This is a genomic window from Pseudomonas sp. BNK-44-b (genome assembly GCF_047456245.1).
GTDB lineage: Bacteria > Pseudomonadota > Gammaproteobacteria > Pseudomonadales > Pseudomonadaceae > Aquipseudomonas > Aquipseudomonas machongensis.
In genome coordinates this window covers 4,476,294-4,491,317 of sequence record NZ_CP179908.1, presented here as the reverse complement: position 1 = coordinate 4,491,317, position 15,024 = coordinate 4,476,294, and the positions used below count along the sequence as shown (strand labels likewise).

The 15,024-nt window shown below is 60.7% G+C and carries 3 protein-coding genes, 2 tRNA genes and 3 rRNA genes; all 8 read left to right on the top strand.

Features of this window, described 5'->3' with window-relative positions; translation table 11 throughout:
• Positions 1 to 476 precede the first annotated feature (476 nt).
• Positions 477 to 2,013, top strand: a 16S ribosomal RNA gene (locus ACMGGG_RS20485).
• Positions 2,014 to 2,089: 76 nt separating this feature from the next.
• Positions 2,090 to 2,166 (top strand) — tRNA-Ile (locus ACMGGG_RS20480).
• A 6-nt stretch (positions 2,167 to 2,172) separates the two neighbouring features.
• Positions 2,173 to 2,248 (top strand) — tRNA-Ala (locus ACMGGG_RS20475).
• Positions 2,249 to 2,470: 222 nt separating this feature from the next.
• Positions 2,471 to 5,363, top strand: a 23S ribosomal RNA gene (locus ACMGGG_RS20470).
• A gap of 133 nt (positions 5,364 to 5,496) precedes the next feature.
• Positions 5,497 to 5,612, top strand: a 5S ribosomal RNA gene (rrf, locus tag ACMGGG_RS20465).
• The 16S, 23S and 5S rRNA genes sit together here with 2 tRNA genes alongside, the layout of an rRNA operon.
• A 166-nt stretch (positions 5,613 to 5,778) precedes the next feature.
• On the top strand, positions 5,779 to 9,261 hold the full coding sequence (gene recC / locus ACMGGG_RS20460) for an exodeoxyribonuclease V subunit gamma (protein WP_414154323.1): 3,483 nt from the start codon (positions 5,779 to 5,781) through the stop codon (positions 9,259 to 9,261).
• Positions 9,258 to 12,935: an exodeoxyribonuclease V subunit beta gene (gene recB / locus ACMGGG_RS20455; protein ID WP_414154322.1), complete on the top strand. Its 3,678-nt coding sequence runs from the start codon at positions 9,258 to 9,260 to the stop codon at positions 12,933 to 12,935. Before recC ends, recB begins: the two co-directional genes overlap by 4 nt.
• Complete coding sequence (gene recD, locus ACMGGG_RS20450; protein ID WP_414154321.1) at positions 12,932 to 15,007, top strand: exodeoxyribonuclease V subunit alpha; 2,076 nt, start codon at positions 12,932 to 12,934, stop codon at positions 15,005 to 15,007. The genes recB and recD overlap by 4 nt, the downstream gene beginning before the upstream one ends.
• Positions 15,008 to 15,024 lie beyond the last annotated feature (17 nt).

Below are 15,024 nucleotides of genomic sequence, written 5' to 3'. Positions count from 1 at the left end.
CGCCCTCTCAGATCCCCTTATAATGCGCCCCACTTCCGCAGCAAACGGAACGCAAAACTCTTTGTTAATCAACGAGTTAAGCGATTTCGGTGAGGCGTGAAGCGCTTCGATCACCTGATCGGCAGCGGTGAAAAAGGCAGTTGACAGCATCTTCGAGTGCTGTATGATTCGCCTCCCGCTACGAGAGATCGCAGCGAGTCAAGTGTTTGAAGCTAAACGAGTTTCTCGCGAAAAACTTCAAAATAAACGCTTGACAGCCAATGAGGAAAGCGTAGAATGCGCGCCTCGGTTGAGACGAAAGGCTCTTAACCAAACGCTCTTTAACAAATCGAATCAAGCAATTCGTGTGGGTGCTTGTGAGTACGGACTGATAGTCGCCAAGATTATCAGCATCACAAGTGACCATGCGAGAAATCACATAGTCATTTGAGATTGCTGAGCCAAGTTTAGGGTTTCTTAAAAACCCAAGCAGTATTGAACTGAAGAGTTTGATCATGGCTCAGATTGAACGCTGGCGGCAGGCCTAACACATGCAAGTCGAGCGGATGACGGGAGCTTGCTCCTTGATTCAGCGGCGGACGGGTGAGTAATGCCTAGGAATCTGCCTGGTAGTGGGGGGCAACGTTTCGAAAGGAACGCTAATACCGCATACGTCCTACGGGAGAAAGCAGGGGACCTTCGGGCCTTGCGCTATCAGATGAGCCTAGGTCGGATTAGCTAGTTGGTGAGGTAATGGCTCACCAAGGCGACGATCCGTAACTGGTCTGAGAGGATGATCAGTCACACTGGAACTGAGACACGGTCCAGACTCCTACGGGAGGCAGCAGTGGGGAATATTGGACAATGGGCGAAAGCCTGATCCAGCCATGCCGCGTGTGTGAAGAAGGTCTTCGGATTGTAAAGCACTTTAAGTTGGGAGGAAGGGCAGTAAGTTAATACCTTGCTGTTTTGACGTTACCGACAGAATAAGCACCGGCTAACTCTGTGCCAGCAGCCGCGGTAATACAGAGGGTGCAAGCGTTAATCGGAATTACTGGGCGTAAAGCGCGCGTAGGTGGTTCGTTAAGTTGGATGTGAAAGCCCCGGGCTCAACCTGGGAACTGCATCCAAAACTGGCGAGCTAGAGTATGGTAGAGGGTGGTGGAATTTCCTGTGTAGCGGTGAAATGCGTAGATATAGGAAGGAACACCAGTGGCGAAGGCGACCACCTGGACTGATACTGACACTGAGGTGCGAAAGCGTGGGGAGCAAACAGGATTAGATACCCTGGTAGTCCACGCCGTAAACGATGTCAACTAGCCGTTGGAATCCTTGAGATTTTAGTGGCGCAGCTAACGCATTAAGTTGACCGCCTGGGGAGTACGGCCGCAAGGTTAAAACTCAAATGAATTGACGGGGGCCCGCACAAGCGGTGGAGCATGTGGTTTAATTCGAAGCAACGCGAAGAACCTTACCAGGCCTTGACATGCAGAGAACTTTCCAGAGATGGATGGGTGCCTTCGGGAACTCTGACACAGGTGCTGCATGGCTGTCGTCAGCTCGTGTCGTGAGATGTTGGGTTAAGTCCCGTAACGAGCGCAACCCTTGTCCTTAGTTACCAGCACGTTATGGTGGGCACTCTAAGGAGACTGCCGGTGACAAACCGGAGGAAGGTGGGGATGACGTCAAGTCATCATGGCCCTTACGGCCTGGGCTACACACGTGCTACAATGGTCGGTACAGAGGGTTGCCAAGCCGCGAGGTGGAGCTAATCTCACAAAACCGATCGTAGTCCGGATCGCAGTCTGCAACTCGACTGCGTGAAGTCGGAATCGCTAGTAATCGCGAATCAGAATGTCGCGGTGAATACGTTCCCGGGCCTTGTACACACCGCCCGTCACACCATGGGAGTGGGTTGCACCAGAAGTAGCTAGTCTAACCTTCGGGAGGACGGTTACCACGGTGTGATTCATGACTGGGGTGAAGTCGTAACAAGGTAGCCGTAGGGGAACCTGCGGCTGGATCACCTCCTTAATCGAAGACATCAGCCTGCTGATGAGCTCCCACACGAATTGCTTGATTCATTGTGAAGACGATCAAGACCCTATATAGGTCTGTAGCTCAGTTGGTTAGAGCGCACCCCTGATAAGGGTGAGGTCGGCAGTTCAAATCTGCCCAGACCTACCAATATGCGGGGCCATAGCTCAGCTGGGAGAGCGCCTGCCTTGCACGCAGGAGGTCAGCGGTTCGATCCCGCTTGGCTCCACCACTTACGCTGTACCTTGATCAGAACCTAGAAATGAACATTCGTCGATGAATGTTGATTTCTGGCTTTTGTCAGATCGTTCTTTAAAAATTCGGATATGTGATAGAAATAGACTGAATGCCAGTTTCACTGCTGGTAATTCAGGCTAAGGTAAAATTTGTGAGTTCTCACGAATTTTCGGCGAATGTCGTCTTCACAGTATAACCAGATTGCTTGGGGTTATATGGTCAAGTGAAGAAGCGCATACGGTGGATGCCTTGGCAGTCAGAGGCGATGAAAGACGTGGTAGCCTGCGATAAGCTTTGGGGAGTCGGCAAACAGACTGTGATCCAGAGATCTCTGAATGGGGGAACCCACTCAGCATAAGCTGAGTATCTTGTACTGAATACATAGGTGCAAGAGGCGAACCAGGGGAACTGAAACATCTAAGTACCCTGAGGAAAAGAAATCAACCGAGATTCCCTTAGTAGTGGCGAGCGAACGGGGACCAGCCCTTAAGTTGATTTGAGATTAGTGGAACGCTCTGGAAAGTGCGGCCATAGTGGGTGATAGCCCCGTACACGAAAGTCTCTTTTCAATGAAATCGAGTAGGACGGAGCACGAGAAACTTTGTCTGAACATGGGGGGACCATCCTCCAAGGCTAAATACTACTGACTGACCGATAGTGAACCAGTACCGTGAGGGAAAGGCGAAAAGAACCCCGGAGAGGGGAGTGAAATAGAACCTGAAACCGTATGCGTACAAGCAGTGGGAGCCTACTATGTTAGGTGACTGCGTACCTTTTGTATAATGGGTCAGCGACTTATATTCAGTGGCGAGCTTAACCGAATAGGGGAGGCGTAGCGAAAGCGAGTCTTAATAGGGCGCTTTAGTCGCTGGGTATAGACCCGAAACCGGGCGATCTATCCATGGGCAGGTTGAAGGTTAGGTAACACTGACTGGAGGACCGAACCGACTACCGTTGAAAAGTTAGCGGATGACCTGTGGATCGGAGTGAAAGGCTAATCAAGCTCGGAGATAGCTGGTTCTCCTCGAAAGCTATTTAGGTAGCGCCTCATGTATCACTGCTGGGGGTAGAGCACTGTTTCGGCTAGGGGGTCATCCCGACTTACCAAACCGATGCAAACTCCGAATACCAGCAAGTGCCGAGCATGGGAGACACACGGCGGGTGCTAACGTCCGTCGTGAAAAGGGAAACAACCCAGACCGTCAGCTAAGGTCCCAAAGTCATGGTTAAGTGGGAAACGATGTGGGAAGGCTTAGACAGCTAGGAGGTTGGCTTAGAAGCAGCCACCCTTTAAAGAAAGCGTAATAGCTCACTAGTCGAGTCGGCCTGCGCGGAAGATGTAACGGGGCTCAAACCATGCACCGAAGCTACGGGTATCACCTTTGGTGATGCGGTAGAGGAGCGTTCTGTAAGCCTGTGAAGGTGAGTTGAGAAGCTTGCTGGAGGTATCAGAAGTGCGAATGCTGACATGAGTAACGACAATGCGAGTGAAAAACTCGCACGCCGAAAGACCAAGGTTTCCTGCGCAACGTTAATCGACGCAGGGTTAGTCGGTCCCTAAGGCGAGGCTGAAAAGCGTAGTCGATGGAAAACAGGTTAATATTCCTGTACTTCCAGTTATTGCGATGGAGGGACGGAGAAGGTTAGGCCAGCCTGGCGTTGGTTGTCCAGGTTTAAGGTGGTAGGCTGAAATCTTAGGCAAATCCGGGATTTCAAGGCCGAGAGCTGATGACGAGCGCTCTTTAGAGTGCGAAGTGGTTGATACCATGCTTCCAAGAAAAGCTCCTAAGCTTCAGATAACTGGGAACCGTACCCCAAACCGACACAGGTGGTTAGGTAGAGAATACCAAGGCGCTTGAGAGAACTCGGGTGAAGGAACTAGGCAAAATGGCACCGTAACTTCGGGAGAAGGTGCGCCGGCGAGGGTGAAGGACTTGCTCCGTAAGCCCATGCCGGTCGAAGATACCAGGCCGCTGCGACTGTTTATTAAAAACACAGCACTCTGCAAACACGAAAGTGGACGTATAGGGTGTGACGCCTGCCCGGTGCCGGAAGGTTAATTGATGGGGTTAGCGCAAGCGAAGCTCTTGATCGAAGCCCCGGTAAACGGCGGCCGTAACTATAACGGTCCTAAGGTAGCGAAATTCCTTGTCGGGTAAGTTCCGACCTGCACGAATGGCGTAACGATGGCGGCGCTGTCTCCACCCGAGACTCAGTGAAATTGAAATCGCTGTGAAGATGCAGTGTATCCGCGGCTAGACGGAAAGACCCCGTGAACCTTTACTATAGCTTTGCACTGGACTTTGAGCTTGCTTGTGTAGGATAGGTGGGAGGCTTTGAAGTGGGGACGCCAGTTCTCATGGAGCCATCCTTGAAATACCACCCTGGCAACCTTGAGGTTCTAACTCAGGTCCGTGATCCGGATCGAGGACAGTGTATGGTGGGTAGTTTGACTGGGGCGGTCTCCTCCCAAAGAGTAACGGAGGAGTACGAAGGTGCGCTCAGACCGGTCGGAAATCGGTCGTAGAGTATAAAGGCAAAAGCGCGCTTGACTGCGAGACACACACGTCGAGCAGGTACGAAAGTAGGTCTTAGTGATCCGGTGGTTCTGTATGGAAGGGCCATCGCTCAACGGATAAAAGGTACTCCGGGGATAACAGGCTGATACCGCCCAAGAGTTCATATCGACGGCGGTGTTTGGCACCTCGATGTCGGCTCATCACATCCTGGGGCTGAAGCCGGTCCCAAGGGTATGGCTGTTCGCCATTTAAAGTGGTACGCGAGCTGGGTTTAGAACGTCGTGAGACAGTTCGGTCCCTATCTGCCGTGGACGTTTGAGATTTGAGAGGGGCTGCTCCTAGTACGAGAGGACCGGAGTGGACGAACCTCTGGTGTTCCGGTTGTCACGCCAGTGGCATTGCCGGGTAGCTATGTTCGGAAGAGATAACCGCTGAAAGCATCTAAGCGGGAAACTTGCCTCAAGATGAGATCTCACTGGGATCTTGAATCCCCTAAAGGGCCGTCGAAGACTACGACGTTGATAGGTTGGGTGTGTAAGCGCTGTGAGGCGTTGAGCTAACCAATACTAATTGCCCGTGAGGCTTGACCATATAACACCCAAGCAATCTGCTTTGCAGATTGTGGTGGTGAAGACGAAACGAACCGAAAGTTCGAAGCGACTCACAAAGATCACATATCCGAATTGGCTGGCGTGTCTGCAAAGACGCACTGGCAACCGAATTTCTTGACGACCATAGAGCATTGGAACCACCTGATCCCATCCCGAACTCAGCAGTGAAACGATGCATCGCCGATGGTAGTGTGGGGTTTCCCCATGTGAGAGTAGGTCATCGTCAAGATTCATTTCGCAAAACCCCTATCTGCGCGAGCAGGTAGGGGTTTTGTCTTTCTGGCGTTCGCCAGATCTCATCGCTCCCCCGCGCCGACACCACGCACGCCACGGGACAAGCCTGCCTCTACAGGGTATGGTTCCGTCAGCGCACCCCGTCTTCCAGAGAGCACCCAATGGCCAACAGCACGTCACTGCACCCAGGTTTCATGATCGTCCAGGGCAACCGCCTGGACGATTTGCGCAACCTGGTCGTGAGCGTGATGCGCAACTATCCTCTGGCGCCTCTGGAGAACGAAATCGCCCTGGTGCAGAGCAACGGTATTGCCCAATGGCTCAAGCTCGCACTGGCCGAAGATCCGCAGGACGATGATCAAGGCGGCTGCGGTATCGCGGCGGCCATCGACGTCCAGTTGCCCGGCACTTTCATGTGGCAGCTCTATCGCCTCGTGCTGGGCCGCGACGAGATTCCCGAGGTGTCGCTGCTCGACAAGGCACCGCTGACCTGGCGCCTGGTGCGCTTGCTGCCAGCACTGATCGAGCGACCGCACTTCGAGCCACTCAAGCGTTTTCTCACCGACGACAACGACCTGCGCAAGCGCTACCAGCTCGCCGAACGTCTGGCTGACTTGTTCGACCAATACCAGGTCTACCGCGCCGACTGGCTCAAGGACTGGGCCGCTGGAGAGCACGTGCTCAACACCGCCCGCGGCGAGCGCAAGCCGCTGGCGGATGGCAACCGCTGGCAGGCCGAGTTGTGGCGTGCATTGCTCGACGATGTCGGTGCAGAGGGGATGGCGCAGAGCCGTGCCGGCGTCCATCAGCGTTTCATCGCGCGCATGGATACCCTTGAGCAAGCTCCCGCGGGCCTACCGTCGCGGGTAATCGTCTTTGGTATCTCGTCGCTGCCGGCCCAGGCCCTTGAAGCCCTGGCCGGGCTGGCCCGCTTCAGCCAGGTATTGCTGTGCGTGCACAACCCTTGCCGCCATCATTGGGGGGATATCGTCGCGGACAAAGACCTGCTCCGGCACCAGTACAAGCGCCAACAGCGCAAGCACGGCATGCCCCTGCAACTGGACGACGAATCGATGCACCAGCACGCTCATCCGCTGCTGGCCGCCTGGGGTAAGCAGGGCCGTGACTACATCAACCTGCTCGATAGCTACGATGATCCCAACAGTTACCGTGGTGTCTTCAGCGACGGGCGTATCGACCTGTTCAGCGACGCCCAGCCCACCACGTTGCTCAACCAGTTGCAGGACGACATCCTCGAACTGCGTCCCCTGGCTGAAACCCGCGACACCTGGCCTGCCATCGATCCCAGCCGCGACCGTTCGGTACGTTTCCACATCGCCCATAGTCCGCAGCGCGAAGTGGAGATCCTCCACGACCAGTTGCTTGCGCGCTTCAGCAGCGATCCGACCCTGCGTCCGCGCGACGTCATCGTCATGCTTCCGGCCATCGATGACTACGCCCCGCATATCCGCGCTGTCTTCGGCCAACTCGACCGCCATGATCCGCGCTACATCCCCTTCACCCTCACCGACCAGGGCCAGCGCGGCCGCGATCCATTGCTGATCGCCCTGGAGCATCTGCTCAAGCTCCCCGACAGCCGTTTCGCCGTGAGCGAGATCCTCGACCTGCTCGATGTCCCCGCCGTGCGCGCCCGCTTCGGGATCAAGGAGAGTGACCTGCCGACCCTGCACCGCTGGATCGAGGGGGCCGGCATCCGTTGGGGCCTGAGCGGTGAACAACGTGCCCGCCTCGGGTTGCCCGAAGGCCTGGAGCAGAACAGTTGGCGGTTCGGCCTGCGCCGGATGCTGCTGGGTTACGCCGTAGGTGTCGGCGAGGCCTGTGACGGCATTGAGCCCTATGACGAGATCGGTGGCCTCGACGCGGCCCTTATCGGCCCGCTGGTGGCCCTGCTCGATGCCCTGGACGTGGCGTTCCAGACACTCGCCGAGCCGGCCAGCCCCGTGGCGTGGGGGGCGCGCCTGCATGCGCTGTTGCAGGTGTTCTTCCTCGCCGAGGAGGAGCACGACGAGCTGCTGCTGGTGCAATTGCAGGACCTGCGTGATACCTGGCTGGAAACCTGCGAGACCGTCGGCCTGCACGATCCACTGCCGCTCACGGTCGTGCGCGAGGCCTGGCTGTCGGGGTTGGACCAGGGCAAGCTGTCCCAGCGTTTCCTGGCCGGCTCGGTGAACTTCTGCACCTTGATGCCCATGCGCGCCATCCCATTCCGCGTAGTCTGCCTGCTGGGCATGAACGACGGCGACTATCCTCGCGCCCAGCCGCCGTTGGACTTCGATCTGATGGCCAGCGATTACCGTCCTGGCGATCGTTCGCGCCGCGAAGATGACCGCTACCTGCTGCTCGAGGCGCTGCTGTCTGCCCGCGACCAACTCTATGTGAGTTGGGTGGGGCGCAGTATTCGCGACAACAGCGAACGCCCAGCCTCGGTGCTGGTTGGCCAGTTGCGCGACCATCTTGCCGCCGGTTGGCTACTGGCCGGTGCCCAGCAAGGCCAGCGTGATGACCCCGGCCAGCAGTTGTTGCATGCCCTGACCCAGGAGCATCCCCTGCAACCCTTCAGCCAGCGCTACTTCCAGAAGGGCAGCGCACTGTTCAGCTACGCCCACGAATGGCAGGTCTTGCATCAGCCCGTCGAGCCGGTCTCGGAGGTCGATCAGGCGCTGCCGCCCTACGACAGCGATGAGCCACTGAACCTGACGCAACTGCAGGATTTTCTCCGCCATCCGGTCCGGCATTTCTTCAGCCAGCGCCTCAAGGTGTTCTTCGAAGCGCTGGAGGCGCCAACGCCGGACGAGGAGCCTTTCGTGCTCGATGCCCTGCAACGCTACAGCCTCAGCGAGCGGCTGCTTGGCGCTGCATTGGCCACACCCGACGACGCCGAACAAGCGCTGCGTACCCAGGCCCGACGCCTGCAGGCATGTGGGCTGCTGCCATTGGCGGGTTTCGGCGAGTCGCTGCAGGCGGAACTGATCCAGCCCCTGCCAGACCTACTGCAACGCCATCGCCAGCTGTTGCAGCGCTGGCATACCGTGGTAGAGGGCGCTCTGCCGCTGCACTTCGAGCGTGGCCCGCAGCGCCTGGAAGGTTGGCTTGGGCGCGTCTATCAGGATGATGAACAGAGCCTTCTGAGCATCACCACCGTGCCCAACAGCCTGGGTGCCGGGCGCAACAGTCTCAAATGGCATCGGCTGATTCCAGCGTGGGTCATGCACCTGGCGGCCTGCGCTGCCGGTTATCCATTGCACACGGCCCTGGTCGCCAGTGACCGCACCTTGCTGCTCGCACCGATGGCCGCGGCACAGGCGGGGGATCTGCTTGCCGATCTTCTGGTGGCGCGTCAGGCTGCAATGAATGCGCCCCTGCCGGTGGCGCCCAAGACTGCTTTCGCCTGGCTGGCCCAGCCAGACCCGGACAAAGCCCAGGCTGCCGCCGAGCGCGCCTATGAAGGCGACGGCCAGAACAGCTTCGGCGAGCGCAGCGAGAGCCTTGCACTGATGCGTCAGTTCCGCGACTTTGCTGCGCTCACGGCCGACGAGACCTTCGAAGGCTGGTGCGAATCCCTCTACCGACCCCTGTTTGCCGCCGCCTGGCAGACCCAAGGCAATCCGGAGACCGTCGCATGACCCAGGCCCGTCCCCTGGCCCTGAGCTTTCCCCTGCACGGCAGCCAGCTGATCGAAGCCAGTGCCGGCACCGGCAAGACCTTCACCATCTCGGCGCTCTACCTGCGTCTGATCCTCGGCCATGGCGGCGAGCAAGGCTTCGCCCGCGAGCTGCTGCCGCCGCAGATTCTCGTCGTGACCTTCACCGACGCTGCGACCAAGGAGCTGCGCGAGCGGATTCGCGCGCGCCTGGCCGAGGCTGCACGTTTCTTCAGGGGCGAGCTGGACGACGCCGACCCCTTGCTGCACCTGCTGCGCGACGATTATCCACAGGAGCTCTGGGGCCGTTGCGCCAGTCGCCTGGAGGTCGCAGTGCAGTGGATGGACGAAGCGGCGGTCTCGACCATTCACGGCTGGTGCCAGCGCATGCTGCGCGAGCATGCCTTCGACAGCGGCAGCCTGTTCACCCAGAGCCTGGAGACCGATCACAGCGAGCTGCTCGGCCAGGTCATGCGCGATTACTGGCGGCGCTTCTGCTACGGCATGCAGGGCGAAGCGCTGGCCTGGGTGCGCAGCCATTGGGTGAGCCCGGACGCGTTGCTGCCGCGCATCCGTCCGTTGTTCGGCCGCGTCAGCAGGGAAGACGACGGTGCCGATCCACAGGCGCTGATCGAATCCGCTCTGCAGCGACGCCAGGCGCAACTGGGCGCGCTGAAGGCTCCCTGGGTCCAGTGGGCCGACGAGCTGCACGAAATCTGCCGCGCGGCGGTGGCCGCCAAGCAGGCCGATGGCCGCAAGTTGCAGGCGCGTTACTTCGACCCCTGGTTCGACAAACTGCGCGCCTGGGCGGGTGACGAGCAGGCCATGGAGCTCGACCTGGGCACCGGCTTCACCCGCCTGACGCCTGCAGGCATGGCCGAGGCCTGGAAATCGGGCGAGCCACCTGAGCATCCGGCATTGCACGCCATGGAGACACTGCGCGAAACCTTGCAGGGGCTGCCTGGCCCCGATTCGGCGGTGCTGGAACATGCTGCCGCGTGGGTGGCGGCGCGTTTCGAAGTGGAGAAGCGCCGGCGCGCCGAAATGGGTTTTGACGATATGCTGTTGCGCCTCGAGCAAGCGCTGCGTAGCGAGGCCGGCGAGCGCCTTGCCGCGCTGATCCGCGAGCAGTTCCCCGTGGCCTTGATCGACGAGTTCCAGGACACCGATCCGGTGCAGTACGGCATCTTCGAGCGCATCTACCGGATCGCCGAAAACCGCCCGGAAACCGGCCTGTTCATGATCGGCGACCCCAAGCAGGCGATCTACGCCTTCCGCGGCGCCGATATCTTCACCTACCTCGGTGCCCGCCGTGCCACGGCTGGGCGCCTGCACAGCCTGGACACCAACTACCGCTCCAGCCAGGCCATGGTTGAGGCGGTCAACCGCGTGTTCCTGCTGGCCGAGCAACGCCCCGAAGGCAAGGGGGCGTTCCTGTTCCGCGAGGCCAACGACAACCCGCTGCCGTTCATCGAGGTTCATGCCAAGGGCCGCAGCGAGCGCCTGCTGATCGACGGCCAGCCCTGCGCCGCCCTGCATTGCTGGCAGTTGCACAGTGACGAGCCGGTTGCCAACACACTGTACCGTCAGCAACTGGCCGCCAGCTGCGCCAGCCATATCGTTGCCCTGCTCAACGGCGGCCAACGAGGTGTGACGGGGTTTGCCAATGCGCAGGGCGAAGTGCGCGGCTGTCTGCCTTCGGACATCGCCATCCTGGTGCGCGATGGCCGCGAGGCGCAGTTGGTCCGTGCCGAGCTGGCTGCCCGTGGAGTACGCAGTGTCTATCTGTCGGACAAGGATTCGGTCTTTGCCGCCCAGGAAGCCCACGACCTGCTGGCCTGGCTCAAGGCCTGCGCCGAGCCCGACGCCGAGCGCCTGCTCAAGGCCGCCCTGGCCAGCCTGACGCTGGACCTGCCGTTGCTCGAACTGGAGCGGCTTAACCAGGACGAGCGGGTCTGGGAAGACTGGGTGATGCGTTTTCGTCTGTACCGCGACACCTGGCAGCGCCAGGGCGTGCTACCCATGCTGCGCCGCCTGCTGCATGACTTCCAGCTGCCACGCACGTTGATCGCTCGCACCGATGGCGAACGTGTGCTGACCAACCTGCTGCACCTGGCCGAACTGCTGCAACAGGCGGCCGGCGAGCTGGATGGCGAGCAGGCCCTGATCCGTCACCTGGCCGAGCACCTGGCCAACGCCGGGCAGGCCGGTGAAGAGCAGATCCTGCGCCTGGAGAGCGACGAGCAACTGGTCAAGGTCGTGACCATCCACAAATCCAAGGGCCTGGAGTACCCGCTGGTCTATCTGCCGTTCATCTGCACCAGCAAACCGGTGGATGGGCAGCGCCTGCCATTGGCCTGGCACGACGAGAATGGCCAGGTGCTGCTGACGCTTACCCCCACCGACGAGCAGATTGCCCTGGCCGATGATGAGCGTCTGGCCGAAGACCTGCGCCTGCTCTACGTGGCTCTGACTCGTGCCCAACATGCCTGCTGGCTGGGTGTTGCCGACCTCAAGCGTGGCAGTCAGAAAACCTCGCAATTGCACCGCTCGGGCCTGGGTTACCTGCTGGGCGGCGGTGTCCCTCTGGCGGCTTCCGTGCAGTTGGCCGATTGGCTGCAGGCGCTGTGCGCCGAGGATGCACCTATTGCCTGCGCACCGGTGCCCGACGCTGACGAACAGTGCTATCGCGCACCGCAGGACGGCGCCGAACGCCTGCCTGCTCGCAAGCCGCGCCGCGCCGCGGCAGAGCAGTGGTGGATCGCCTCCTACAGTGCCTTGCGCGTCGGCGACCAGAGTCTCGGCGCCGACAGCTCCCAGGCCCAGCAATTGCTCGACGATGAGAGCGTCGACGCACAGCGGCTGCGTGAAGTCCCGGCGGAAAACGGCGATATCCACCGCTTCCCTCGCGGGCCGAACCCCGGCACCTTCCTTCACGGCCTGCTCGAGTGGGCCGGGCGTGAAGGGTTTGCCGACGTGGTCAGCCAGCCTGCGTTGATCGAACGCACTGTCGGCCAACGCTGCAACCGCCGCGACTGGACCGGATGGATCCCGACCCTGGTGCCCTGGCTGCAGCAGTTGCTGACGCAGGCCATGCCGCTGTCGTCGGATGGCCCGGTCCTGACCCTGGCGCAGCTTCAGCAGTACCAGATCGAGATGGAGTTCTGGTTCGCCAGCCATCAGGTCGACGTGCTGCGCCTCGATCAGCTCGTCGTCCGCCACACCCACGGTGGCGCCGCGCGACCGGCAGCGCTGGCGACCCAGCTCAATGGCATGTTCAAGGGCTTCATCGACCTGGCGTTCGAGCTGGACGGGCGCTACTACGTGGCCGACTACAAGTCCAACTGGCTCGGCCCCGATGGCAGCGCCTACAGTACCCTGGCCATGGAACAGGCGATCCTCGACCACCGCTACGACTTGCAGTACGTGCTCTACCTGCTGGCCCTGCATCGCCAGTTGCGCGCACGGCTGCCCGACTACGACTACGACCGCCATGTGGGCGGTGCCCTGTTCATCTTCCTGCGCGGTATCGGCAGCGCCGGTCATGGCCTGTATTTCGCCCGGCCGCCCCGTGAGCTGATCGAGCAGCTCGATGCGTTGTTTCGGGGCGCCTGTGCGCCCGAGCAGCAGGACCTGTTTGCCGGAGCCGCACCATGAGCCGCACCCTCGATGACCTGTTGCCGACACCGTTGCAGGCCGAGCACCTGGCGGCCCTTGCGCCGTTGAAACACAGCCAGGACCTGCTGGCCCTGCTCGACCGTTGGGTCGAGCGCGGTTGGTTGCGTGCGCTGGACCGGGCATTCGTCAGCTTCCTCGAGGAGCGTGAGGCGGGCAGCGATCCCTTGCTGTTGCTGGCTGCGGCGCTGGCCAGTCACCAGTTGGGGCATGGGCATGTCTGCCTCGACCTCGAGCAGACCCTGGCCGAGCCCGATTTCGCCTTGTCGCTGCCGCCAGAGGGCGATGCACTGGCGGGGCCGTTGCTGTTGCCGTCGCAGTTGCTCGCCACGCTTGAACCGAGCACCTGGCGCCAGCGCATCGCGGCCAGTCGGCTGGTGGCGTTGGGCGATGCCGAGGGCCAGGACGCGCGGCCCCTGGTACTCAGCGGCCAGCGTCTGTACCTGCGCCGTTACTGGAGCTATGAACGGCGTATCGACCGGTCGCTGCAGCAACGCATCGTGGCAGATGAGTCGATTCCCGCCGACCTGCCCGCGCGCCTGGAGCAGTTGTTCGAGGACGGCGCCCCGGCCGGTCAGGTGGACTGGCAGAAGCTCGCCTGTGCCCTGGCGACGCGTGCCGCGTTCAGCATCATCACCGGTGGCCCGGGCACCGGCAAGACCACCACGGTCGTACGCTTGCTGGCCTTGCTCCAAGGGCCGGCGGTGGAGCAGGGCAGGCCCTTGCGCATCCGCCTGGCCGCACCCACCGGCAAGGCTGCTGCGCGCCTGACCGAATCCATCGGCCAACAGGTCGAGCGTTTGCGGGTCAGCGCCGAGGTGCGGGCCCAGATTCCTACCGAAGTGAGCACGGTACACCGCCTGCTGGGCAGTCGCCCCGGTTCGCGGCATTTTCGGCATCACGCCGGTAACCCACTGCCGCTGGACGTGCTGGTGGTCGATGAAGCGTCGATGATCGATCTGGAAATGATGGCCAACCTGCTTGATGCCTTGCCAGCGCAGGCTCGCCTGGTGCTGCTGGGCGACAAGGACCAATTGGCCTCGGTGGAGGCCGGCGCGGTGCTCGGCGACCTGTGTCGGTATGCCGAAGAAGGGCGTTACACGCCCGCCACCCAGGCCTGGCTCGAGCAGGTCGGCGGCCAATCGCTGCAGGGCAGCGGTCTGCAGCCAGGTGATGCGCACCAGCATGCGCTGGCCCAGCAGGTGGTGATGTTGCGTTACTCCCGGCGTTTCGGCGAAGGCAGTGGCATTGGCCAGTTGGCGCGCCTGGTCAACCTGCAGCAAGCCCGCCAGGCGCGGGATCTGCTGAGCATGCCGCCTGAGGATGTGTTCGGCCTGTCCCTGCGTGGTGAGCATGACCGCGCCTTCGATCGCCTGCTGCTGGACGGCCTGGGTCGCGGTGAAGACGGCCCGCAGGGGTATCGCCACTATCTGCGCAGTATCGGTCGCCATCGGCCGGCGCCCGGCACCCCCGCCGATGCCCCGGCATGGGAGCAATGGGCTGCCCAGGTGCTCAACAGCTTCGAAAGCTTCCAGCTGCTGTGCGCGGTGCGCAAAGGGCCCTGGGGGGTGGACGGGCTGAACGAGCGTGTGGCGCGGGTGCTGCACAACGCTGGGCTGATCGACACCCGCCAGTCCTGGTACGAGGGCCGTCCGGTGCTGGTCACCCGCAATGACTACGGCCTCGGCCTGATGAACGGTGATATCGGCATCGCCCTGCGCCTGCCCGACGAGAATGGCGAGCCATTGCTGAGGGTCGCCTTCCCGCGCAACGACGGCTCGGGCGGGGTGCGCTTCGTGTTGCCCAGTCGCCTCAATGAAGTGGAAACGGTGTTCGCCATGACCGTACACAAGTCCCAGGGCTCGGAGTTCAGCCATACCGCGCTGGTGTTGCCTGATGCGCTAAATCCTGTGCTGACCAAGGAACTGGTGTACACCGGCATCACCCGTGCCAAGCACTGCTTCAGCCTGGTGGAACCACGGGCGGGGGTCTTTGAGGAGGCTGTCGAGCGCAAGGTGCGTCGGATTTCTGGCCTAATGCTCGACCAAGGGTGACATTCGTCAATACCTTG